This is a genomic window from Bacillota bacterium, assembly GCA_013177945.1.
In the GTDB taxonomy this organism is placed as follows: Bacteria; Bacillota; DSM-12270; order Thermacetogeniales; family Thermacetogeniaceae; genus Ch130.
This window is the reverse complement of sequence record JABLXW010000020.1, coordinates 129,377-148,748: the sequence shown is the minus strand read 5'-3', so window position 1 is coordinate 148,748 and position 19,372 is coordinate 129,377. Positions and strand designations below refer to the sequence as shown.

The 19,372-nt window shown below is 59.0% G+C and carries 20 protein-coding genes; 11 read left to right on the top strand and 9 right to left on the bottom strand.

The window, feature by feature from the left end; all coding sequences use genetic code 11:
* The first annotated feature begins 252 nt into the window (after nt 1-252).
* The 5 genes from HPY58_12515 (at nt 253) to HPY58_12495 (ending at nt 3,873) form a co-directional block, all read left to right on the top strand.
* A complete protein-coding gene (locus HPY58_12515; protein NPV30444.1) occupies nt 253-687 on the top strand; it encodes a transcriptional repressor in 435 nt (144 codons plus the stop codon).
* Nucleotides 688-759: 72 nt separating this feature from the next.
* Nucleotides 760-897: a hypothetical protein gene (locus HPY58_12510; protein NPV30443.1), complete on the top strand. Its 138-nt coding sequence runs from the start codon at nt 760-762 to the stop codon at nt 895-897.
* A 57-nt stretch (nt 898-954) separates the two neighbouring features.
* Entirely contained in the window at nt 955-2,109 is a 1,155-nt protein-coding gene (locus HPY58_12505) for a zinc ABC transporter solute-binding protein (GenBank protein ID NPV30442.1), read from the top strand.
* 16 nt (nt 2,110-2,125) lie between these two features.
* Complete coding sequence (locus tag HPY58_12500) at nt 2,126-2,965, top strand: metal ABC transporter ATP-binding protein (protein NPV30441.1); 840 nt, start codon at nt 2,126-2,128, stop codon at nt 2,963-2,965.
* Between the two features lie 41 nt (nt 2,966-3,006).
* A complete protein-coding gene (locus HPY58_12495) occupies nt 3,007-3,873 on the top strand; it encodes a metal ABC transporter permease (GenBank protein ID NPV30440.1) in 867 nt (288 codons plus the stop codon).
* On the opposite strand, the gene HPY58_12490 is transcribed toward HPY58_12495, so the two are convergent.
* Nucleotides 3,839-4,087: a hypothetical protein gene (locus HPY58_12490; protein ID NPV30439.1), complete on the bottom strand. Its 249-nt coding sequence runs from the start codon at nt 4,085-4,087 to the stop codon at nt 3,839-3,841. The genes HPY58_12495 and HPY58_12490 overlap by 35 nt on opposite strands.
* A gap of 414 nt (nt 4,088-4,501) precedes the next feature.
* Here HPY58_12490 and HPY58_12485 point away from each other — a divergent pair, with 414 nt between their 5' ends.
* From HPY58_12485 to HPY58_12460, 6 genes are all read left to right on the top strand, one after another.
* The gene (locus tag HPY58_12485) at nt 4,502-5,725 is read left to right on the top strand and encodes a glycine betaine/L-proline ABC transporter ATP-binding protein (protein ID NPV30438.1); all 1,224 of its coding nucleotides are present in this window, start codon (nt 4,502-4,504) and stop codon (nt 5,723-5,725) included.
* A 45-nt stretch (nt 5,726-5,770) separates the two neighbouring features.
* On the top strand, nt 5,771-6,610 hold the full coding sequence (locus tag HPY58_12480; GenBank protein ID NPV30437.1) for a proline/glycine betaine ABC transporter permease: 840 nt from the start codon (nt 5,771-5,773) through the stop codon (nt 6,608-6,610).
* 107 nt (nt 6,611-6,717) lie between these two features.
* Nucleotides 6,718-7,596 carry a glycine betaine ABC transporter substrate-binding protein gene (locus tag HPY58_12475; protein ID NPV30436.1) on the top strand — a complete coding sequence of 293 codons (879 nt, stop codon included), beginning with the start codon at nt 6,718-6,720 and terminating at the stop codon, nt 7,594-7,596.
* Nucleotides 7,597-7,650: 54 nt separating this feature from the next.
* Nucleotides 7,651-8,094, top strand: a complete 444-nt coding sequence (locus tag HPY58_12470) for a hypothetical protein (protein ID NPV30435.1) — start codon at nt 7,651-7,653, stop codon at nt 8,092-8,094.
* Nucleotides 8,095-8,274: 180 nt separating this feature from the next.
* Nucleotides 8,275-9,855 carry a diguanylate phosphodiesterase gene (locus HPY58_12465; protein ID NPV30434.1) on the top strand — a complete coding sequence of 527 codons (1,581 nt, stop codon included), beginning with the start codon at nt 8,275-8,277 and terminating at the stop codon, nt 9,853-9,855.
* 157 nt (nt 9,856-10,012) lie between these two features.
* A complete protein-coding gene (locus tag HPY58_12460; GenBank protein ID NPV30433.1) occupies nt 10,013-10,642 on the top strand; it encodes a formylmethanofuran dehydrogenase in 630 nt (209 codons plus the stop codon).
* 15 nt (nt 10,643-10,657) lie between these two features.
* Here the strand turns inward: HPY58_12460 and HPY58_12455 are convergent, their stop codons facing one another.
* The 8 genes from HPY58_12455 to HPY58_12420 all read right to left on the bottom strand — a co-directional run bounded on the left by HPY58_12455 (nt 10,658) and on the right by HPY58_12420 (nt 19,264).
* The gene (locus HPY58_12455; GenBank protein ID NPV30432.1) at nt 10,658-11,167 is read right to left on the bottom strand and encodes a TIGR00725 family protein; all 510 of its coding nucleotides are present in this window, start codon (nt 11,165-11,167) and stop codon (nt 10,658-10,660) included.
* Between the two features lie 301 nt (nt 11,168-11,468).
* On the bottom strand, nt 11,469-11,609 hold the full coding sequence (locus tag HPY58_12450; protein ID NPV30431.1) for a hypothetical protein: 141 nt from the start codon (nt 11,607-11,609) through the stop codon (nt 11,469-11,471).
* A gap of 157 nt (nt 11,610-11,766) precedes the next feature.
* Nucleotides 11,767-12,531, bottom strand: coding sequence for a formate dehydrogenase accessory sulfurtransferase FdhD (gene fdhD / locus HPY58_12445; GenBank protein NPV30430.1), 765 nt, complete (start codon nt 12,529-12,531; stop codon nt 11,767-11,769).
* Nucleotides 12,532-12,663: 132 nt separating this feature from the next.
* Nucleotides 12,664-13,866, bottom strand: coding sequence for an amidohydrolase (locus HPY58_12440; protein ID NPV30429.1), 1,203 nt, complete (start codon nt 13,864-13,866; stop codon nt 12,664-12,666).
* Nucleotides 13,867-13,984: 118 nt separating this feature from the next.
* A complete protein-coding gene (locus HPY58_12435) occupies nt 13,985-14,833 on the bottom strand; it encodes a deoxyribonuclease IV (protein NPV30428.1) in 849 nt (282 codons plus the stop codon).
* 106 nt (nt 14,834-14,939) lie between these two features.
* Nucleotides 14,940-16,241, bottom strand: a complete 1,302-nt coding sequence (locus HPY58_12430; GenBank protein NPV30427.1) for an aspartate aminotransferase family protein — start codon at nt 16,239-16,241, stop codon at nt 14,940-14,942.
* An 83-nt stretch (nt 16,242-16,324) separates the two neighbouring features.
* Nucleotides 16,325-18,337: a U32 family peptidase gene (locus tag HPY58_12425; protein ID NPV30426.1), complete on the bottom strand. Its 2,013-nt coding sequence runs from the start codon at nt 18,335-18,337 to the stop codon at nt 16,325-16,327.
* A gap of 27 nt (nt 18,338-18,364) precedes the next feature.
* The gene (locus HPY58_12420; protein NPV30425.1) at nt 18,365-19,264 is read right to left on the bottom strand and encodes a UbiA family prenyltransferase; all 900 of its coding nucleotides are present in this window, start codon (nt 19,262-19,264) and stop codon (nt 18,365-18,367) included.
* Nucleotides 19,265-19,372: the final 108 nt, after the last annotated feature.

Sequence of the window (19,372 nt, the reverse complement as noted above, 5' to 3'; positions counted from 1 at the left end):
CGTTTTTAGGGAGCCCGGTTGTGCCTGCAGGTTGCAGCCAGGGATCGGGTTGTGCCTGCAGGTTGCGGCCAGGGAGCGGCCCGGCCGGGGAAGAGGGCATAAAGACGGCTGAGGTGCAGGGCCGTTAAGGCTGGCCCTGGATCCATGATGCACTTTGACCTGTTGACGCAGGTCTTTTTTTATTTAATAATTTAGAGTGGATAGGAATAATTCTGATCTAGGAGGAATACTTATTTAATGGCCGGGAAACCAATGCATGAGGTGTTTATGCGTTTGAAGAAGTTGGGGGTCAGGTTGACCCCCCAGCGCCAGGAGGTCCTGCGGGTCCTGCTGGAGGGGGCGCTCAAGAAAAAGGGACAGCCTTTAAGCGCCGAGGAAATCCTGCATCAAGTGCGGCAGCGCTACCCGGGAATCAGTTTTGATACAGTTTACCGGACGCTTGCCACTTTTAGAAAGCTGGGTCTGGTGCATGAAGTCCTCTTTCGGGACGGCTGCCGGCGCTTTGAACTCAACCTCCGCGGTGAGCACTACCACCACCTGGTCTGCCTGAAGTGCGGCCGCGCCCGGGAACTCCCCTTCTGTCCCGCCGACTGCCTTGCCCGCGTCCGGGAGCACTACCCGGATTTTGAAATTGCGGACCATGCTTTTACCATCTACGGGTACTGCGCCCGCTGCCGGGAGGCGTAGCTGCTGCCCCGGTGCTGCACCTGGCATTGCAGGGCGCAGGTACAGCTCCTGGCGGACGCGCCGCGGGCAGAAGTGCCGCACAGCGGGAGCGCCGCCCGGCCGGGCGCGAAGCGGCTGCCTGCCTCGTTGCAAACTGCGGGGAGAGCCGGAGCGCTCCTGGAAGCGGCGGTTCTGGCAAGACCGGGGGCGGTGTTCCAAGCGGTGCCTTGAGAAGCGTTTTGCTGAGGTGTTTGTTGAATGCCGGTGAAACGGGAGGGAAAACCGCTGATGGTGCATTACAGGCGGCATAAGTTCGGAGCACCTGAAGGAGCGCTTAAAAATAAAGAAAACTTTGAAGGAAAACCTGGCAGGAAAACCGGAAGGCAGGCCTGCTTTCCATTCGGACCTCTGTTCCGGGTTGTTACTGTCCTCGTCTTCGCCGCCTGCTTGGGGTTTTTGGCGGCGGGGTGCACTCCTGCTCCGCGGTCCGGCCCGGCGGCGCCGCAGGCAAAGCTCCGGGTTGCGGCGACCATCTACCCTCTTGCAGAGTTTTCCCGCCGCGTGGGTGGAGCACGGGTGGAAGTGGCCCAGCTCCTGCCCCCTGGGGCCGAGCCCCACCACTGGGAGCCTTCGCCGAAGGACATGATGAGGCTCTACCAGGCGCAGGTCGTCGTCTTCAACGGGGCGGGCCTGGAGCCCTGGGCCGTCCGGGTGATTCCCGCGCTCCGGGCAAGGGGAATCCGGGTGGTGGAGGCGGCGCAGGGCCTTGACCTCCTGACCTTTGCCGAGGAGGAAAGGCTGGGGGTGACCTTCTACCCTGGCGGCTTCCCTGCGCCCGGGGGCTTCCCGGGGCACGAAGCCCATCAGCGTGGGGGCCTTGAAGGGGAGACGGCCGGGCATGCGGTGCATCCCGCGGAGGGCGTCGACCCCCACGTCTGGCTCGACCCCCTCCTTGCCCGGGAAATTGTCTCAAAGCTGGCGGGGGAATTCGGCGCCGCAGACCCGGCAGGAAGGGCAGAATATGAGAGGAGGGCGCGGCTGCTCCAGAAGAGGCTGGAGCGGCTTCACCAGGAGTATGCCGCCGCTGCCCGCAGTTTCCGGAGCCGGGACCTGGTGGTTTCCCACGCCGCCTTCGGCTACCTGGCCCGGCGGTACGGCCTGCGCCAGGTCCCTGTGCTTGGTTTGACCCCGGAGCAGGAGCCTGACGCGGCCACCCTGAGGATGGTGGCGGACTTCTGCCGGAAGCAGGGGGTCAGGTACATCTTTTTTGAGTCTCTGGTGAGCCCCAGGGTCGCCGAAACGCTCGCCCGCGAGGTGGGGGCGCGGACCCTGCTCCTCACGCCTGCTGCCGGTTTAACGCCGGAGGAGGCTAGAAGCGGGCTGGATTATTTCGCTTTGATGTCCCGGAACCTGGCCAATTTGAAAAAGGCGCTGGGCGGGTGAAGAAGGGGGAGTGCGGATGGAAGGAGTGCTCGAGCTTCAGGATGTCTCCTTCGCCTACGGGGCCCAGATGGTGCTTGAGGATGTCTCCCTTGCGGTGCGGCGGGGGGATTTTCTCGCCCTGGTCGGGCCTAACGGTTCCGGCAAGACCACCCTGGTGAAGCTGATTCTGGGCCTGCTGAAGCCCTTAAGGGGGAGCGTCCTTCTTTTCGGAACAGAGATCGGGAGGTTCCGGGAGTGGTGCCGCGTCGGGTATGTTCCCCAGCGGCCCGGCTTCGACCCCGGTTTTCCCGCGACCGTTGAGGAGGTAGTAGCCGCGGGGCGCTTTGGCCGGGTCGGCCTGGGCCGGAAGCTGAGGCGTGAAGACTGGCGGGCGGTGGAGGAGGCGCTGGATCTGGTGGAGCTGTCCCACCTGCGCCGCCGGCCTGTGACGCGCCTCTCCGGAGGGCAGCAGCAGCGGGTCTTTATCGCCCGCGCCCTGGCGGGCGAACCGGAGCTTTTGGTTCTTGACGAGCCGCAGGTGGGTCTTGACGGGCGCGCCCTGGACAACTTTTACCGGCTTTTGGGGTATCTGAACCGGGAGAAGGGGATGACCCTGCTTCTGGTCACCCACGACACCGGTGTGGTGGGGCGCTGGGTCAACAGGGTGGCCTGCCTCAACCGGACCCTTGTTTGTCACGGGGCGCCCGGGGAAATTCTGACTCCCGGCGTCCTTTCTTCCCTGTACGGCATGGGGGTCCCCCCGTTGCCCACCTTCACTAGCAACATAGATTCGATCCGCGATAGGTTAAGTCCGTGCCGCTCTGAGCACCACGACTGCAGAAAAAACCGGCTCCTGACCCGGGTTATCCTTGCTTAAATGTATGAAAGCAGGCTTCAGGAAAGGAAAGAGGGATGCCTGTGCTGGAGATGCTTCACTACGATTTCATGATCCGCGCCCTGATTGCGGGGCTGGCAACGGGAATCGCCTGTCCTGCCCTGGGCGTTTTTATCGTCCTGCGCCGCTATTCCTTTATGGCCGACACCCTTGCCCACATTTCCCTTGCAGGCATGGCGCTCGGCCTCTGGCTGGGAGTTGCCGCCCCCCTTTTGCCCCTGCTTACCCTCGCGGCCGCGCTCTCCGGGGCGCTGGCGGTGGACCGGCTCCGGGCGCGCCAGAGGCTGTCGCCCGAGGCGCTCCTGGCGCTGGTGATGAGCGGCGGCCTTGCGCTGGCTGTAATCTTCTTCGGCCTGACCCGGAGCGCCGCGCTGGACATTACATCTTACCTGTTCGGGAGCCTCCTCACGGTGGGCCCCGCCGACCTGGGATTGATCCTGGCGGTTGCGGGGGGCGTCCTGGGCCTCCTGACGCTCTTCTACAAGGAGTTTTACTTTATCTGCTCTGACGAGGAGTCGGCCCGGGTTGGAGGGCTTCCTGTAGATAGGCTGAACCTCCTTTTCATTTTCATGGCGGCTCTTCTTGTTGCCGTGAGTCTGCGGATTGTGGGGACTCTGCTGGTCGGAGCTCTGATGGTAATCCCCGTTCTCACGGCACTTCTGGTGGCGGGCAGCTTCCGCCAGACGGTGTTGCTTTCGATGGGCTTCGGGGTCCTGGCAGCCCTGCTCGGTCTGACGGCTTCGTACCACCTGGGCATCGCAGCAGGCGGCTGCATCGTTGTGACCGCTCTCTTCTTTTTTGGAGCCGTTGCCGGAGCAAAGGCCTTGTTGGGTTCTGGCAGGCTCCGGCACCTTTTCAGCGCGCTTCCCGGCCGCGGGGGGTGGCAATAATGAAAAATGTTTGGCCGCTGTGGCTCCCATGCGTCTGGTAGTCCAGGTTGGCATCGGCGAGCAGGGCAAGGAGCCGGTCCGTTTCGTGGGCGTCGGCGGCCTCCAGGCTCAGGGTCAGGTGGTCGCCCGGCTTCAGGTGGGAGGCCGCTGCCCTGACGATCTCCAGGTCCCCCTGCTCGATGGAGGGGCCGAGATTGATGCTGATTTCCCGCATTTTTTCCGTCCTTCCTGATTCCCCGAACCCTTTGCGGGCCAGGGGGAATTTTTTCTATGTTGTTTCCTCTCGGGTATTTCCTGTTTTATTATTCCCCCGACCTTTCCTGTCTTAATCGCCGCAGGCCGGATGCGCCGCTGCGGCGAGATGTATTTTCCCTGAACGATTCCGGCGAAAAGTTCGCGCAGGGAACGTAAAAGAATCTCTGGCGGCTGTTTTTTTGCTTTAACAGGTCTTCTGATAATTGACCAAGGCTTTTTTATTGTGTTATGATCAATGTACCTAACAACCTTAATAAAATCAAAAAGTTTTCTCTAAGCAAATGCATGCAAATTCTTCTTTGGGGATCGAACCCTTAAATTGAAAAATTATAAAAGATTAAATTAAATAAGTTAAACGGAGTTAAAAATCAAGATGACAAAAGAAATTGTAATTAAGCAACAAAGTGAACCGAAAATCGTCATTAAAGACCTGATCAAAATCTTCGGCGAACGTCCTGAAAAGGCGCTTGAACTTTTACGTCAGGGATTGAGCAAAGAGCAGATTCTTCAGAAAACACGGCAGGTAGTTGGTCTTTATAACATCAATTTCGAAGTCCGGCCCGGCGAAGTGTTTGTCCTGATGGGTCTTTCCGGAAGCGGCAAGTCGACCCTGCTGCGCTGTCTCAACCGGCTTATTGAACCTACATCTGGAAAAATTTTTATCGATGGGGAAGATGTGACAGAGGCAAGCGAAAAGAGGCTCCGGGAGTTGCGCCGGAAGGTTATGGGGATGGTCTTCCAGAGATTTGCCCTCTTTCCCCACCGGACGGTGCTCGATAATGTGGCTTACGGTTTAGAAATTCAGGGCGTAAAGAAGGAAGAGCGTTATGCCAGGGCACGCGCAGTATTGGAGATGGTTGGGCTCAAGGATTGGGAGTCCTCATATCTTCCACACCTGAGCGGGGGGATGCAGCAGCGGGTTGGTCTCGCCCGCGCCCTTGCCAGTGAACCCGACATTCTCCTGATGGATGAGCCTTTCAGCGCCCTTGATCCTTTAATCCGGCGAGAAATGCAAAACGAATTGCTTTCACTGCAAAGCAAGGTTAACAAAACGATTGTTTTTGTAACCCACGACCTTGATGAGGCATTAAAGATCGGAGACCGCATCGCCCTGATGAAGGATGGTGCTGTGGTGCAGATCGGAACACCTGAAGAGATCCTTACAAACCCTGCTACCGACTACGTGGCCAGATTTGTCCAGGACGTAGATATGAGCAAGGTGCTTACTGCCGAGGGAGTAATGAAGCCGGCAGAAGCCGTTCGACTCCAGGACGGCCCACGCGTTGCCTTGCGCCGGATGCGCGAACAGGGAATCTCCAGCATTTTTGTCATAACAAGAGAACGCCGCCTGGCCGGCATCATCACCGCCGATGACGCTCTGGCAGCTTCCGAGCGTCAGGACCCCGATCTGAGCCGGATTCTCATCAAAGATTTCCCCAGGTCGAAGCCGGAAACACCGGTAGCTGATTTGATTCCCATCCTTGCCGATTCTAAATACCCGGTGGCCGTTGTCGGCGAAGATGATCGTTTGCTTGGGGTGATCGTACGGGGAGCGCTGCTGGCCGGTCTGGTGCGGAGGGTGAATGACAGCGGATGAGCAGGTTTACCTTGTGAAGTGGGGAGCGAAGGAGGAAGTATTTTTATGGAGGGATGTATTCCCCTGGCTCTCTGGGTAGATGCTTTTGTAGAATATATGGAACTCCACTTTCAGGGCTTCTTTAACGTGATTAAAAACGTAATCTGGTTTACGTGGTCTAATATTGAGAAAAGCATTGCCTTAATGCCCTGGTGGGCGCTGGTTATTTTGCTCGGACTGGTTGCCAGGCGTTTGGCCGGACGTGGCATCGCCATTTTTACTGTTCTCGGGCTGGTCTTTCTGCTGGGTCTCGGCGTCTGGGAAGGAACGGTTCGCACCCTTAGTCTGGTGGTGACCGCAATGCTTTATTCTGTTGTTTTTGGCATCCCCCTGGGGATCTGGGCCGCCCGATCTGACGCGGTTCACACAGGCCTGCGGCCGGTGCTGGACTTTATGCAAACCATGCCCAGTTTTGTTTACCTGATTCCGGCGCTCATGTTTTTCGGTCTGGGGCCGGTGCCGGCCCTGATTGCCGTTGTGATTTTTGCGATGCCTCCGCTTGTGCGGCTTACCGACCTGGGAATCCGCCAGGTGCCTCCTGATCTTGTAGAAGCCGCGCGAGCCTTTGGTTCTACCCCAAATCAGATTTTAACTAAGGTGCAACTGCCCCTCGCCCTGCCGACGATTATGGCAGGGGTTAACCAGGCGATTATGCTTGCGCTGTCCATGTCAGTGATTGCTTCGATGATTGGCGCGGGCGGACTGGGGGATCATGTTCTCTACGGGATCACCCGCGTCGAAGTGGGCCGGGGTTTCGTTGGAGGGATTTCCATTGTGGTTGTGGCCATTATTCTCGATCGCATCACACAAGGCACCAGGCAGCAGCAAAGAGCAAGGGGGGTATAAGGCTTTTCCGTGGCGCTCGGTGCAGGCAGGTGATTAAGGGTTAAAGGAGGTGATTATGCCGCTACCTGCAGGTGAATAATATAAAGCATTTTGGGGAGGTTCGCGCGATGTATAAGAAAAGTGTTTCTGTTTTTATGGTCATTGCTCTTATCACCCTGCTCGTGGCAGGTGCAGGCTGCGGGGGAGCAGCGAAAAAGGAGACCATTACCATTGCCTTGACTCCCTGGTCGTCCACCATCCCCAGCACAAACATCGCCAAGATCCTCATTGAGGAAAACCTGGGATACGAAGTACGGGTGCAGAAGGCGGATGTGGGCCCCACATACAGCGGCCTGTCTTCAGGCGATCTCGACGTTTTTCTTGACTCCTGGCTGCCGGATATGCACAGGGATTACATGAAGAAGTATGGAAAAAATATCGATGATCTGGGAACCATCTATACAGAGGGGCTCCTCGGCTGGGTTACGCCGACCTACGTCGAGCCTGACAGTATTGCAGAATTGAATAATTACAAGGCCAAGTTCGATAGCGATGGCGACGGGAAAGGCGAGCTCGTAGGGATCGAGGCGGGGGCCGGGATGATGCGCACCTCGCAGAAAATTATCAATGCGTATGGATTGGACTTCGAGCTGATCGAAAGCAGCGAGTGGGCGATGATGGCCGAGGCTGATAAGGCGATTAAAGACAAGCGATGGATTATTTTTCTCGGCTGGAAACCCCACTGGATGTTTGCCAAGTACGACCTGAAGTTCCTGGAAGATCCCAAAGGGTTCTGGAAGAGCAGTGAGGTCCACAAGCTGGTGACAAAGGGATTGGATCAGAGGGCACCTGATGTGGTGGAATTTCTGAAGAAGTTCACCATCAGCGTTGATGACATGGACCGGATGATCTACGAGATCGAAATAGAAAAGAAAGATCCGGCTGATGTAGCCCGGGCATGGATTGATGCTCACCCCGAACAGGTGCAAGAGATGCTTGGGAAATAGGGGCCTGGGTTACCTTGCCTGCAACCAGATGCTCCCGTGTGGTGTGCAATGCGATTGTTTTTTTTCAAAAGATTAAACGGCAAGCGAAAGATCAAGTGGGCCGGGGAGGCCCGGATTCTCGGGCACCCCCTGGGGAGCCTGGAAGCCCGGCGGGAGATCGGTTTTCTCCCGGAGAATTTCCGCTACCGCGACTGGCTGACCGCGCGGGAGCTGCTGGAGTTTCACGGTGCCCTGCGCGGGCTTGGGGTCCGGGAGGTTCGGAGGCGGATACCCGAGGTGCTGTTGCTGGTGGGTTTGAGTGGTGTGGAAAACCGCCTGGAGCACACTCCCTGGGTCCCTTCGGGGGCGCCTCGGTTCCTAGCATCTGGATGGTGGTTTACGCCGGGGGCTACCTGTTGGGTTGCCTGGCGCTGGCGGCTTATCTTTTTGGGCGCAGGGATGTCTAAAAGGTTTCAGAGGCGCGGCGCGAGCAGGAATTTCACGCCCTCCGGCGAATAAGTAAATTGCAAATTTCTCCATTTCCCGGACGGTTTTGCCGGATGCTTCGGCCATGAAGGATCTTTTCACTGCAGCCGGTCTTGAGGGGATTCAGAGTGAAGGCCTCTTGGCCGCTATTTTCTTGGGCCGGAAAAGCCAGCGAGGCGATTGCGGGTGCTTTTCAAAAAAACCGGATTCAGAGTGGTTGCAGCTTTTATCCTCGGCTTTTTCTTGATTTCCGCAGCCGGCTGCACCTCTCGGCAGCCGGCCGGCTCCCGGGCGGGAGAGGAGAAGCCGGTGGTCGTCCGGCTGGCGGGAGGGGACTGGGGTTACCCAAGTCCTTATGCCCACTGCGAGCGGGGGCCGGGGTATTACAAAATGCTCCTGATTTTTGATAGTCTCCTGGAAAAGGATGAAGGAGGCATTATTCCCTGGCTTGCGGCTAAATGGGAGGTGAGCGGGGAAAGGGTTTATACCTTTCACCTGCGGAAAAACGTCAGGTGGCAGGACGGCAAACCTTTCACGGCCGGGGACGTGGTGTTCAGCTGGGAGTATGCCCGGAAGCACCCGCGGGCCTGGGGCATTGATCCTGCACTGGTTGACGAAGTCAGGAGCCTGGATGAGCACACTGTGAGGTTCCGGCTGACCCGGCCCAATGCCGCATTTCTTTACAAACTGGCCGGCTTCCCGATCCTCCCCGCGCACATCTGGAAGGACGTTGCAGATCCCTATCACTATACGGAACCCCGTGCTGTTGTCGGAACGGGGCCCTACCGCCTGGCTTCTTACAGCAAGGAAGAGGGTGCTTACCGTTTTGAAGCGAACCGGGACTTCTGGGGCCCCAAACCCCGCGTTGATGTCATTGAGATGGTGCCTGTCGAAGATGAGGCGCTCGCGCTGGAGCAGGGGAAGATTGATCTGGCTGCGGTTCCTCCTGATCTCATCGAGCGGTTTCAAAACAAACCGGGCTGCCATATCGCGAAGGGCCCGGGCTACTGGGGCTACCGCCTGATCTTCAACCTGAACCTGAGGCCGGTGCTCAGATCCCGGGAATTCCGGCAGGTGCTTGCCTTTGCCATCGACCGGAAGGAACTGGTGGAGAAGTGCGCGCAGGGTGCCGCCCTCCCGGGCAACCCCGGCATTCTCCCTCCCGACCACATCTGGTACAATCCGAATGTTCCCCAGTATCGCTATAATCTCCGGAAAGCCGTTGAACTCTTAGAGCAGTTGGGCTGGTATGATCGTGACGGGGATGGGATCAGGGAGGACGCCCGGGGCAACCGGCTGGCCTTCGAGCTTCTGCTGGCGCAGGGGGATGCCCGGCTCGGGAAATTGCTCAAGCAGCAGCTTCGAAAGGCGGGGATCGAATTAAAGATCACCAGCACGGATCCAAAAAGCAGGGACTCCCTGGTAAAGCAGGGAAAATACGAACTGGCAGTCACCGGGGAGGGGGGCTGGGGCAATGACCCTGATTATTTAAGAGAAAGGTTTACCAGATCAGCAAAAGGCGCGGGACCCCCGGTGGCAGGAGGGACGCAGGGGTACTGTAATCCCACGGTGGAGCGCCTGGCAAAAGAACAGCTTCACGAAACCAATCCCGTGAAACGTCGGAATCTCGTGGCGAAGCTCCAGAAAGCCCTGGCGGAGGATCTTCCAGAATTGCCCCTTTACTACCCGACGCCCTACTACATTTACCGCGCTTCGGTCTACGCCGGCTGGACGTTTATGTTCGACCACCATTCGTTGAGCGATGCCAAGCTTTCCTACCTCGCATCTTCGTAAGCCCCGCCGGTCTGGTTCCTGCTCACAGGTTTTTGGGTACTGCAGTTTGTCACGCTTTACATCACCGCGGTTTTGCCTTCGGCCAGAGGTCATGGACCGGGTTCTGGCTGTGGCAGGGGCAGTGGTTGATTAATATAAAAAAAGGAGGAGTTAAGTGATGTGCCGGGAAAAGACTGATTGGGAAAAGACGGTTGAGTTTCACGGTCATGTTTGCGCGGGGCTTGCTTTCGGGTACCGGGCGGCCCGGGCCGGGTTGCGGGAGCTTGGGGCGCGGCGCGCTCCGGATGAAGAACTGGTGGCGGTTGTAGAGACAGATGCCTGCGGGGTCGACGCCGTTCAGGTTGTGACCGGGTGCACTCTGGGCAAGGGGAACCTCCTCTACCGGGACTACGGGAAGCCTGTCTACACTTTTGGCCGCAGGGACCTGGGGAAGGCGGTTCGCGTTGTCGTTCGAGGGGAAGCCTGGAGTCTGGATGAAGAATTTCAGAGACTGCGGGAGAAAGTAAGGTCGCAGGCGGCGGCTCCGGAGGACCAGGAGCGTTTCCGGGCAAAGCAAATTGAGGTCGCGGCAAAAATTTTAGAGGCCCCGGAGGACCAGATTCTCAAGATTCAGGAGATTTCCTTCGATTTTCCCGAGAAGGCCCGCATCTTCGCCTCGATTGCCTGCGCGGTCTGTGGTGAGCAGGTGATGGAGCCGCGCGCCCGGGTGCGGGACGGGAAATTCGTCTGCATTCCCTGCTCCGAAACTTACACCCGGGGCTGGTGCGACTGCGGCAGCCCCGATTAACGGGACGCATCCCGGTCAGGGTGCAGGTGCCGGCCTGAATTCCAGGCTGCGGAAGGCGAGGGCCACGGCCTCTGCCGGGGAAGCAGCCCGGATAACGGGATCCTGCCCGGTGCAGGGGCTCCCCAGCCGCCAGGTGCGGAGCCCCACTACGGGCACCCCCATCTTCAGGGCCAGGCCGATCTCCGAGAGAGTGCCGCAGCCCCCGGCGACGGCAATAACGGCATCCGAGGACCGGACCACAATGGCGTTGCGGGCCTCCCCCATCCCCGTAACGATGCTCACCGTAAGGTAGGGGTTGCCCTCGCTCCTGCTTGTCCCGGGCAGGATCCCGACGGTGGTCCCCCCTGCCTCCTGCGCGCCCCGTGCTGCCGCCTCCATCACCCCGCCGCGCCCCCCGCAGACCAGGACGGCTCCTCGGCGGGCGATCTCCCGCCCCACCTCCCGGGCAAGCTGCAGCACTTCCGGGTCCGCCTCCCCGGACCCGATCACCCCGATGTAGATCTTTCTTCCTTCCAGGCTCTTCATTGTCAGGTTACCCCGCTTTTTAAAACCCTCTATATCTGACCGGCTGCTGGAGGCAGCAGTTCAACCTCCCTTCCATTCTAACAGAAAAGCTTGCAGAAGGTACATTAGGAGAAAAAACTCGTATCAGTAAGAAAGGAAAGGAGTTTTGTGCCGGGGAAATATAAATGGGTGAGCCTTTGTTCTCTATGGCATTGCCGGGGCTGTCCATGGATTTCTCGGCCGGGAATTCAGGTACATCTGGATCGGGGACTTCATCGAGCGGCTTTAAAGCACGGGTCGCTCAGGGCAATATAAGATAAGATTAACTCATCAGGAGTTCGTCTTCATCTACCCCCGTCTGGTAGTTTTCCAGGAGGCGGTTGGCAAACTCCAGGAGCGCCTGCAGTTTTTCCTCCGGGAGGAGCTTGATCACCTCGAGCAGCCTTTCGCGGACGGTATCCAAAGCGCGGGACCTCCCTTCTTTAATTTAGTATGTCCCGTTTCAGTGGATAAAATATGAATTCCTTCAGTGAATAAAAAAGAGCCGGGCCGGATTCAGCTGTTCTTACCGCAGAGAACGAGGAGCCACCGGTTTGGAAAAACGGGCATCGAGCAGGAAGCTACGGCGTGATGCGGTCGGGGTGGGTGTAGATGTTCATGCGGTTCCCGCGCGCAAAGCCGATCACCGTAACTCTCAAATCTTCTGCCAGCTTCAGGGCGAGGTCTGTGGGGGCGGAGCGGGAAACCAGGATTGGGGCTCCCATCTTCGCTACTTTCAGAAGGATCTCCGAGGAAACCCGCCCGCTGAAGATGATCATTTTGTCATGGCGGGGGATTTCCTCAAGGAAGCACTGGCCGTAGATTTTATCAAGGGTGTTGTGGCGGCCGATGTCCTCCCGGAAAATCAGGATTTCGTCATTCCGGGCGAGGGCGGCGCCGTGGACCCCTCCGGTCCTGCGGAAAAGCCCCGACCTTTCCTGAAGCTCCGCGGCAAGGTTTACAACCGTTTTTCTGCTCACTTTGAGCTCGGAGGTGACGGGCCTGCAGAGAAGGGCGTCTGTTGCAAAATAAAAAGAGGTCCGGCTCCGCCCGCAGCAGGGGGTGATGTAGCGCTTTAAAAAGACTTTTTCGGCAAGGCTTGCATCGCCGCCGGTCTCAACCCAGGCCATTCCCTCTTCTTCATCCAAAGTGATTCCCTTGAGATCCTCTCTTTTCTGCAGGATTCCCTCGGCGCAGAGGAAGCCGACCGCCATATACTCCAGATCCATGGGGGAGCAGACAAGGGTGGCCAGTTCTTTTCCGTTGACGTGGATGGTGAGGGCCGTCTCCCGGACGACGAAATCCTCTTCCTCCAGCCACCCGTTTTCGTCTACCTTCCGCACCAGATAAGGAGCGACCGGGTTCCGGCCGTCTCTTTTGCCTTCTTCCTTCTTGCCCACACCAGAAACTCCCTTCCGGTTAATTTCAGGGTATCAGCTAAGCCGGCGCTCCAACCAGGTGCCTCTGGCCGGCTTGGTTCAGTGCCGATGGGGGCTGCCGGAGTCCAAAAGCCCGGCGTAGGGGCCGGCCGCGTGGGCGATTTCGCCGTTCACCAGGACGAGTTCCACCTTCGTGCGCCAGTCCAGGGGATGGCCGTCCAGCACGATAATATCGGCGTCTTTCCCCACCTCCAGGCTTCCAACCCGGTCCGCCACGCCCAGGATCTCGGCGGGGTTGATGGTGATCGCCTTCAGTGCCTCCTCCTCATCCATTCCTTCTCTCACGGCCAGGGCCGCCGTAAGGGGGAGGTACTGGACCGGGGTGACGGGGTGGTCGGTCATCAGGGCGACCTTGACCCCGGCCCGGGCCAGGATGCCTGGTGTTGCAAAGGTGCGCTCTTTTAATTCCACCTTCGCCCGGGTTGTCAAAGAGGGCCCCACAACTGCAGGGACCCCCCTCCGCGCCAGTTCCTCGGGGATTTTATGGGCTTCGGTGGCATGCTGGAGGCTGACCTTCAGGTTGAACTCATCTGCAATCCTGAGCCCGGTCAGGATGTCGTCGGTGCGGTGGGCGTGAATCAGAAGGGGGATCTCTCTTCTCAGGACGGGGAGGACCGCTTCCAGCTTCAGATCCCGGTCGGGGCGCCTGGCGGGGTTGTCCCTCCCCCGCGCCAGTTTTGCGGCGTAGTTCTGGGCGGCCACCAGCGTTTCCCGGAGCAGGGCGGAGGTGGCCATGCGCGTCATCGGAGCCTTTTTTTGTTCCCCGTACACCCGTTTGGGGTTTTCGCCCAGCGCCACTTTGAGCCCCACCGGGTTTTTGAGAACTGCCTGGTCCACGGTTCTGGCGTGGGTTTTCATGACCAGGCTCTGCCCCCCGATTACATTGGCGCTTCCGGGCCCGGTCATCAGGGTTGTTACGCCTCCCCGCAGGGCATCCCGGAAGGCTTCATCCCCCATGTAAACCGCGTCGATCGCCCGCAGGTGGGGGGTCACCGGGTCTGAAATTTCGTTGATGTCGTCCCCCTCGATGCGGTAGATTTCCTCCCTGATTCCCACGTGGGAATGTGCATCAATGAAACCGGGCAGCACGTATTTATCGGAGACATCGATGACCTGAGCCTCTCCAGGGGGTTCGAGGTCGGGCCCCAGGGCGGCGATGATCCGGTCCTTTACGATCACGGTTCCTTTTTCGTAAAAAGGGCCCGCCATCGTCATGATCCTTCCGTTGACAAGGGCCAGCATGTTCTGCACCTGCTTCAACCTCCTTCAACAAAGATCCGCAGGCCGCAACGACCTTTGTTCTCATTATAACAAAGCGGGCCCCCGAATTATACCGTTTTTTTGCCGGGACTTTCACCTGTTATTCCTGAAGGAGGCTGCGCAGTGTTGCCAGGTTTTGGACATCCTCTTTCATGTCCGGACCCTTGGGGGTTTCCAGGACCATCGGAAGGGAGCGGAGGCGCGGGTCGTTGAGGAGCAGCCTGAAGGCCTCGAGGCCGATTCTGCCCAGCCCGATGTGCTCGTGGCGGTCAAGCCGGCTTCCCAGCTCCCCCCGCGAGTCGTTCAGGTGAACGGCTTTCAGCTGCCTGATTCCGATGATTTTTTCAAATTCGTCAAAGGTTTTGGCGTAAGCCTCTGGTGTGCGGAGGTCATAGCCGGCGGCAAAGGCGTGGCAGGTGTCGAAGCAGACCCCGAGCCTTTCCGGGTAAAAGCTGTCCTCAAGGAGTCTGGCAAGGTGCTCGAAGCGCCAGCCCAGGTTCGACCCCTGGCCCGCGGTTACCTCCAGCAGCACCATCACCCCGGACTCCTCCGTCCGGGCTAAAATTTCGTTGAGGCCCCTGGTAATGCGGTCGAGGCCGGCTTCTTCCCCCGCCCCCAGGTGGGCGCCCGGGTGCATGACAAGGTAGGGGAGGCCGAGGGCGGCGCACCGCTCCATTTCGAGCAGAAGGCTGGCCAGGGACTTCTCCCAGAGTTCCTCCTGCGGCGAGCCGAGGTTGATTAAATAAGAGGTGTGGGCGAAGATGGGCTCGATCCCGGTTCTGGCGCGGGCCTCCTGAAAGCGGGCGATCTCCTCCGGCCCCAGGGGTTTTGCCCGCCACTGGTTGGTGTTCTTGGTAAAGATCTGGATTGTTTCGCAGCCGATGCTCGCCCCCCGCAGAACTGCTTTATCAACCCCGCCGGCAATGGACATGTGGGCACCGAGAGGCATTCTCCTCACTCTTTTCTTTATAAATTTTAAAAAAAGATTTTAAAAAGGATGCTCCGCCTGAAGTCTTGCCTTAAGGCTGCCTGCAAAAGACTTCTGCGAAGAGATTTTATCCGGTTTTTTCAACTTCGGAAAGGACTTCATCCAGATTTTCGATCATTTCGTCGACGTTGTCCCTGGTGATCACAAGCGGGGGCTGGAAGGCCAGGACGTTCCGGGCGCGCCCGTTTTTGCCGATCAGAATCCCCCGGTCCTTCATCAGCTCCAGGACGCGGTCCGTTTCGGCAGCAGCCGGTTCCTTTCCGTCTTTTACCAGTTCCGCCCCCAGCATCAGCCCCAGGCCGCGCACATCTCCGATCAGGGGATGCTTCTCCTGAAGAGCAAGGAGCCTTTCCTTCAAGTAGCTCCCCAGCACGGCTGCGTTCTGAATCAGTCCTTCCTTTTCGATGACCTCCAGCGTGGCCAGCCCCGCGACCATAGAAACAGGGTTTCCTCCCAGGGTTGAGGCGCCGGGGCGGGTGTAGGTGTCGGCAATTTCGGGGCGGGCGGTGAAGACCCCGATGGGGACGCCGTTCCCCAGGGCCTTCGCCATGGTCATGATGTCCGGCTCCACGTTCCAGTGCTCGATGGCGAACCACTTCCCGGTGCGCCCGAAGCCGGTCTGGACCTCGTCGATGATCAAGAGGATCCCGTATTCGTCAAGAATTTCTTTCAGGCGCGGGAAGTATTCCGGGGGCGGGGTGATGATTCCGCCGTTTCCCTGAATGGGTTCGGCAATTAAGGCTGCCACTTCCCCCGAGGTGGAGGTTTCGATCACCTGCCGGACGGCTTCGGCGCAGGAGAGGTCGCAGGACGGGTAGGTGAGGTTCAGGGGGCAGCGGTAGCAGTAGGCATTTGGAACAAAAGAGATTCCTCCTGCAGGGCAGGGGTCGGTGCGCCAGAAGCGCAAACCCGTCAGGCTCATGGTGAGGTAGGTGCGGCCGTAGAGGCCGTTCTGCAGGGCGAGGAGTTCACTCCGGCGTGTTGCAATCTTCGCCAGAAGGATTGCCCCCTCGTTGGCCTCGGTCCCGCTGTTGCAGAAAAAGCTCTTCTGGAGCCGCCCCGGCGTAATCCGGGCGAGCTTTTCGGCCAGTTCCACCATCGGCTGGGTCAGGTAGATGTTGCAGACATGCTGGAGGCGTTTCACCTGCTCGCAGATCCGGTCGGTAATCTCCGGGTGGCAGTGGCCGGCGTTGACCACCGAGACGCCGGCAAAGAAATCGAGGTACCTTTTTCCCTTGTGGTCGTAGAGGTACTGCCTTTCCCCCCACACCAGCTGCATCGGCGCCTGGTAAAAATGGTACAGACAGGGAATGATGTACTCCCTTTTTTTCCTGATGATTTCTTCAGGACCCAGAAAATGCTCGGCCATGCGTCATGCCTCCTTGAAAATTTTTTTCTCCCGGCACTTTCGGTTCTGCGCTCACTCCCGGAACCCTTTGGGCGCGGGGCGCCTCAGGCGCGAGGCGCCGGGCTTCCCGTTTTGTTTACCCTGACGCCCCGGGTGTAGGGGCCCGTCCCGAAGGGGCCTTTTCTGATCCGGGCCAGCTTCTCCCAGTCCTCTTTCGGGAACCGGTAACCTGCCGGGTCTTCCCAGAGGCGGTCGAGATTGGCGCGGTAGAGCCTTGTGACGGCCTCTGCTTCCTCCGCGCTGTAGGTGGGAATTTCCAGGCGCAAGCTTCTGAAGCCGGCTCCGTAAAAGGCGCGGAGATACGGTAAAAGGGCAAGTTCGTGGGCGAGGAAGAGATGGTTCCGGCAGTTGTGCTCGACCTCCAGCGGGTGGATCAGTCCTGCGGTATCGCGCAGCCCGTACCGCACTTCCCGGCAGGGGCCGGGGCAGGTCCGGTATTTTGTCGTTTCCTCCCTCAGGGCCGCGGGCAGGCAGTGGTCGCTCACCATTGCCGGCAGGGGCCCGTGGATTACCGCCTCCAGCGGCACGGGAAACTCCCGGCACATGAGGAGAATCTCTTCGTAGCAGAACTCCAGGGGTGCGGTGGCCTGCACGACCCGGTGCCTTTGCAAAAGCTCGACTGCCTTCCGGTTTCCCAGGTTGCAGGCGTAGTCCGCGTACAGGGGGAGCCGGGTGGCGCTTGCAGCCGCATAGACGGCGCCCAGGTTGGCAACCAGGATGCCGTCTGGCGCCAGCTCTTGGGTTTTCTCCAGGAGCAGGTTGATTCTTCCCATATCTCCGGGCATGGTGATGCGCGGTGTCCCGATCACAATCTGGACCCCCCGTTCCCTCCCCAGGGCAGCCAGCCTCCGGAGCTCCTCCAGGGACCAGGGGGGCCCCTGGCTGATGTAGTTTTCTCCGCTTGTATAAATGATGTCGGCACCGCCGGCGAGGGCAGCCAGCGCCGCTTTATAAGAGCCGGCTTTTACGGCAAGGAGCGGCTTGGGAGCCTCCTCCCCCTCTTGCCCGGGCTCAGGAAGGGGATTGACGGGGAGGTCTTCAGGCGCAATCACCGGCTCCTTTGCAGCCTGGCTGAAAAAGCGGGGCTCCCTTTCTCCCGTGTAACCGATTGAGGCAGGGCCCGGGTTTCCGAAGGCGTACATGGGGCTGAGGTCCCGCACCCGCATCTTGAGAAGGGCTTCGAATTCATCCCAGTCGAAGCTGTACCCCAAGGGGTCTTTGTAGTAGCGGTCCAGGGCACGCCGGTAAAAGCCGATCAGGGGGCCGAGGTAGTCGGCCTCCCGCATCCTCCCTTCGATTTTGAGCGAGGAGATCCCGGCATCGATCACCTCGGGAAGGTAGGGAAGGAGGCACATGTCTTTCACGGCAAGAAAGTAGGGCCCCGGGGCCCGGACCGGGAGCGCGGCTCCCGAATCCCGGTCCACCAGCTCAAAAGGCCACCGGCAGGGCTTCAGGCAGCGCCCCCGGTTCGAGCTTTCACCGAAAAGCATCCCGCTGTGGTAGCACTGGCTGCCGTGGGAGAAGCACATATCGCCGTGGGTGAAGTATTCCAGCTCCAGGTCGGGCACCTGAAGGTGGAGGTATTTGATCTCGGAAAGGGTGAGTTCGCGGCTTAAGATCACCCGTGTAATCCCCAATTCCTGTAAAAAGAGCAAACCCTCCAGGTTGTGGGCGTTCATCATGACGCTGGCATGGAGGGGAATGGTGAGCTCCAGTTCCTGCGCGAGGCGGGCAACTCCGAGATCCTGAATGATCATTCCATCTACGCCGATCTCCTGCAGAAAGATGAGATAGCCGGTGAGTTCGGAGATCTCTGCGCCGGTCAGGAGGTTGTTGACGGTTACGTAGACCTTAACATTGCGGGAATGGGCAAATTTCACTGCCTCCTGCAGTTCTTCTTCGGTGAAATTAAAGTCCCTCCGGTGCAGCCGCATGTTGTACTTCTTGCCGCCCAGGTAAACGGCGTCTGCCCCGGCGGCGGTTACGGCTTCAAGCGCCTCCCATTTTCCTGCGGGAGCGAGGAGCTCGACGCGGGGAACTTCTTGCATCCTTTTCATTGGTTTGACTCCCACCTTGTCAGTTTTTTAAAATACGACAACATCCAGGAACGTGAAGAGGAAAACGGTCACTCCGATCACCTGGTTTACAGAATAGGCCGCAAGCGTCACTCTTTTCAGATCGTCGGGCTTCACCAGCAGGTGCTCCCAGCAGAGAAGCCCCGCTGCTCCGAGTACGCCGAGGTAGTAGAGAGGGCCCAGTGTTGCGTAAGGAGGGGCAAGAAAGGCCGGAACGAGCAGGAGCAGGATGATTGCGGTGAAGTGAAGGGCCCTCGCAATTTTCAAAGCGTTTTTGATCCCGAAGCGGGCCGGAATGGCGTGAAGCCCCTCCTGCCTGTCGAATTCCAGGTCCTGAGTGGCGTAGATGATGTCGAAGCCGGCGACCCAGCACATCACGGCGCCGGTGAGGAGCAAAGGGGGCACGGCGAAGCTCCCGGTTACGGCCAGCCAGCTGGCGGTTGGGGCGATCCCGCAGGCAAACCCCAGCACCAGGTGGGAAGCCCAGGTGAACCGTTTTGTGTAGGAGTAAACGGCCAGGATGAAAACAGCAAGAGGAGCCAGCTTCAGGCAGAGGGGGTTCAACTGCCAGGCTCCCACAAAAAGGAGCAGGAAGCCCAGGATGCTCAAACCCAGCACCTCGCCCGGAGAAACGAGCCCGCGGGGAAGGTGGCGGTGGGCGGTGCGGGGGTTCCTGGCATCGATCCGGGCGTCGACGAGGCGGTTCAGGGCGTTGGCGGCGTTGCGCGCCCCGAGCAGAGAAACTATAATCCAGAAAAAGGTCTGCCACGAAGGAAGGCCCGCTGCGGCCAGGATCATCCCCACCAGTCCGAAGGGGAGAGCAAACAGGCTGTGGCTGAACATCACAAGTTCCCCGTACAGTTTGATTCTTGCAAGGGCAGCGGAAACTCTGGAAACGGGAACGGCCATGCTGGCGTTTTCTCTCCTGAACGTTTTTTTAATATAAACTTTTCGCTGTCGGGGCGGCTTTTCCTCTTAGCTGTCTTTTTTCACTTCAAATTCTTTCTTCCTGTATAG

What these genes read in the sequence shown, in the direction of transcription:
- HPY58_12475 (NPV30436.1), top strand. Translation starts at nt 6,718, where the DNA reads ATGTATAAGAAAAGTGTTTCTGTTTTTATGGTCATTGCTCTTATCACC.
- HPY58_12420 (NPV30425.1), bottom strand. Translation starts at nt 19,264, where the DNA reads ATGGCCGTTCCCGTTTCCAGAGTTTCCGCTGCCCTTGCAAGAATCAAA.
- HPY58_12455 (NPV30432.1), bottom strand. Translation starts at nt 11,167, where the DNA reads ATGAAGAGCCTGGAAGGAAGAAAGATCTACATCGGGGTGATCGGGTCC.
- HPY58_12485 (NPV30438.1), top strand. Translation starts at nt 4,502, where the DNA reads ATGACAAAAGAAATTGTAATTAAGCAACAAAGTGAACCGAAAATCGTC.
- HPY58_12490 (NPV30439.1), bottom strand. Translation starts at nt 4,087, where the DNA reads ATGCGGGAAATCAGCATCAATCTCGGCCCCTCCATCGAGCAGGGGGAC.
- HPY58_12505 (NPV30442.1), top strand. Translation starts at nt 955, where the DNA reads ATGGTGCATTACAGGCGGCATAAGTTCGGAGCACCTGAAGGAGCGCTT.
- HPY58_12425 (NPV30426.1), bottom strand. Translation starts at nt 18,337, where the DNA reads ATGAAAAGGATGCAAGAAGTTCCCCGCGTCGAGCTCCTCGCTCCCGCA.
- HPY58_12435 (NPV30428.1), bottom strand. Translation starts at nt 14,833, where the DNA reads ATGCCTCTCGGTGCCCACATGTCCATTGCCGGCGGGGTTGATAAAGCA.
- HPY58_12460 (NPV30433.1), top strand. Translation starts at nt 10,013, where the DNA reads ATGTGCCGGGAAAAGACTGATTGGGAAAAGACGGTTGAGTTTCACGGT.
- HPY58_12430 (NPV30427.1), bottom strand. Translation starts at nt 16,241, where the DNA reads ATGGCCGAGCATTTTCTGGGTCCTGAAGAAATCATCAGGAAAAAAAGG.
- HPY58_12500 (NPV30441.1), top strand. Translation starts at nt 2,126, where the DNA reads ATGGAAGGAGTGCTCGAGCTTCAGGATGTCTCCTTCGCCTACGGGGCC.
- HPY58_12515 (NPV30444.1), top strand. Translation starts at nt 253, where the DNA reads ATGCATGAGGTGTTTATGCGTTTGAAGAAGTTGGGGGTCAGGTTGACC.
- HPY58_12480 (NPV30437.1), top strand. Translation starts at nt 5,771, where the DNA reads ATGGAGGGATGTATTCCCCTGGCTCTCTGGGTAGATGCTTTTGTAGAA.
- HPY58_12440 (NPV30429.1), bottom strand. Translation starts at nt 13,866, where the DNA reads ATGCTGGCCCTTGTCAACGGAAGGATCATGACGATGGCGGGCCCTTTT.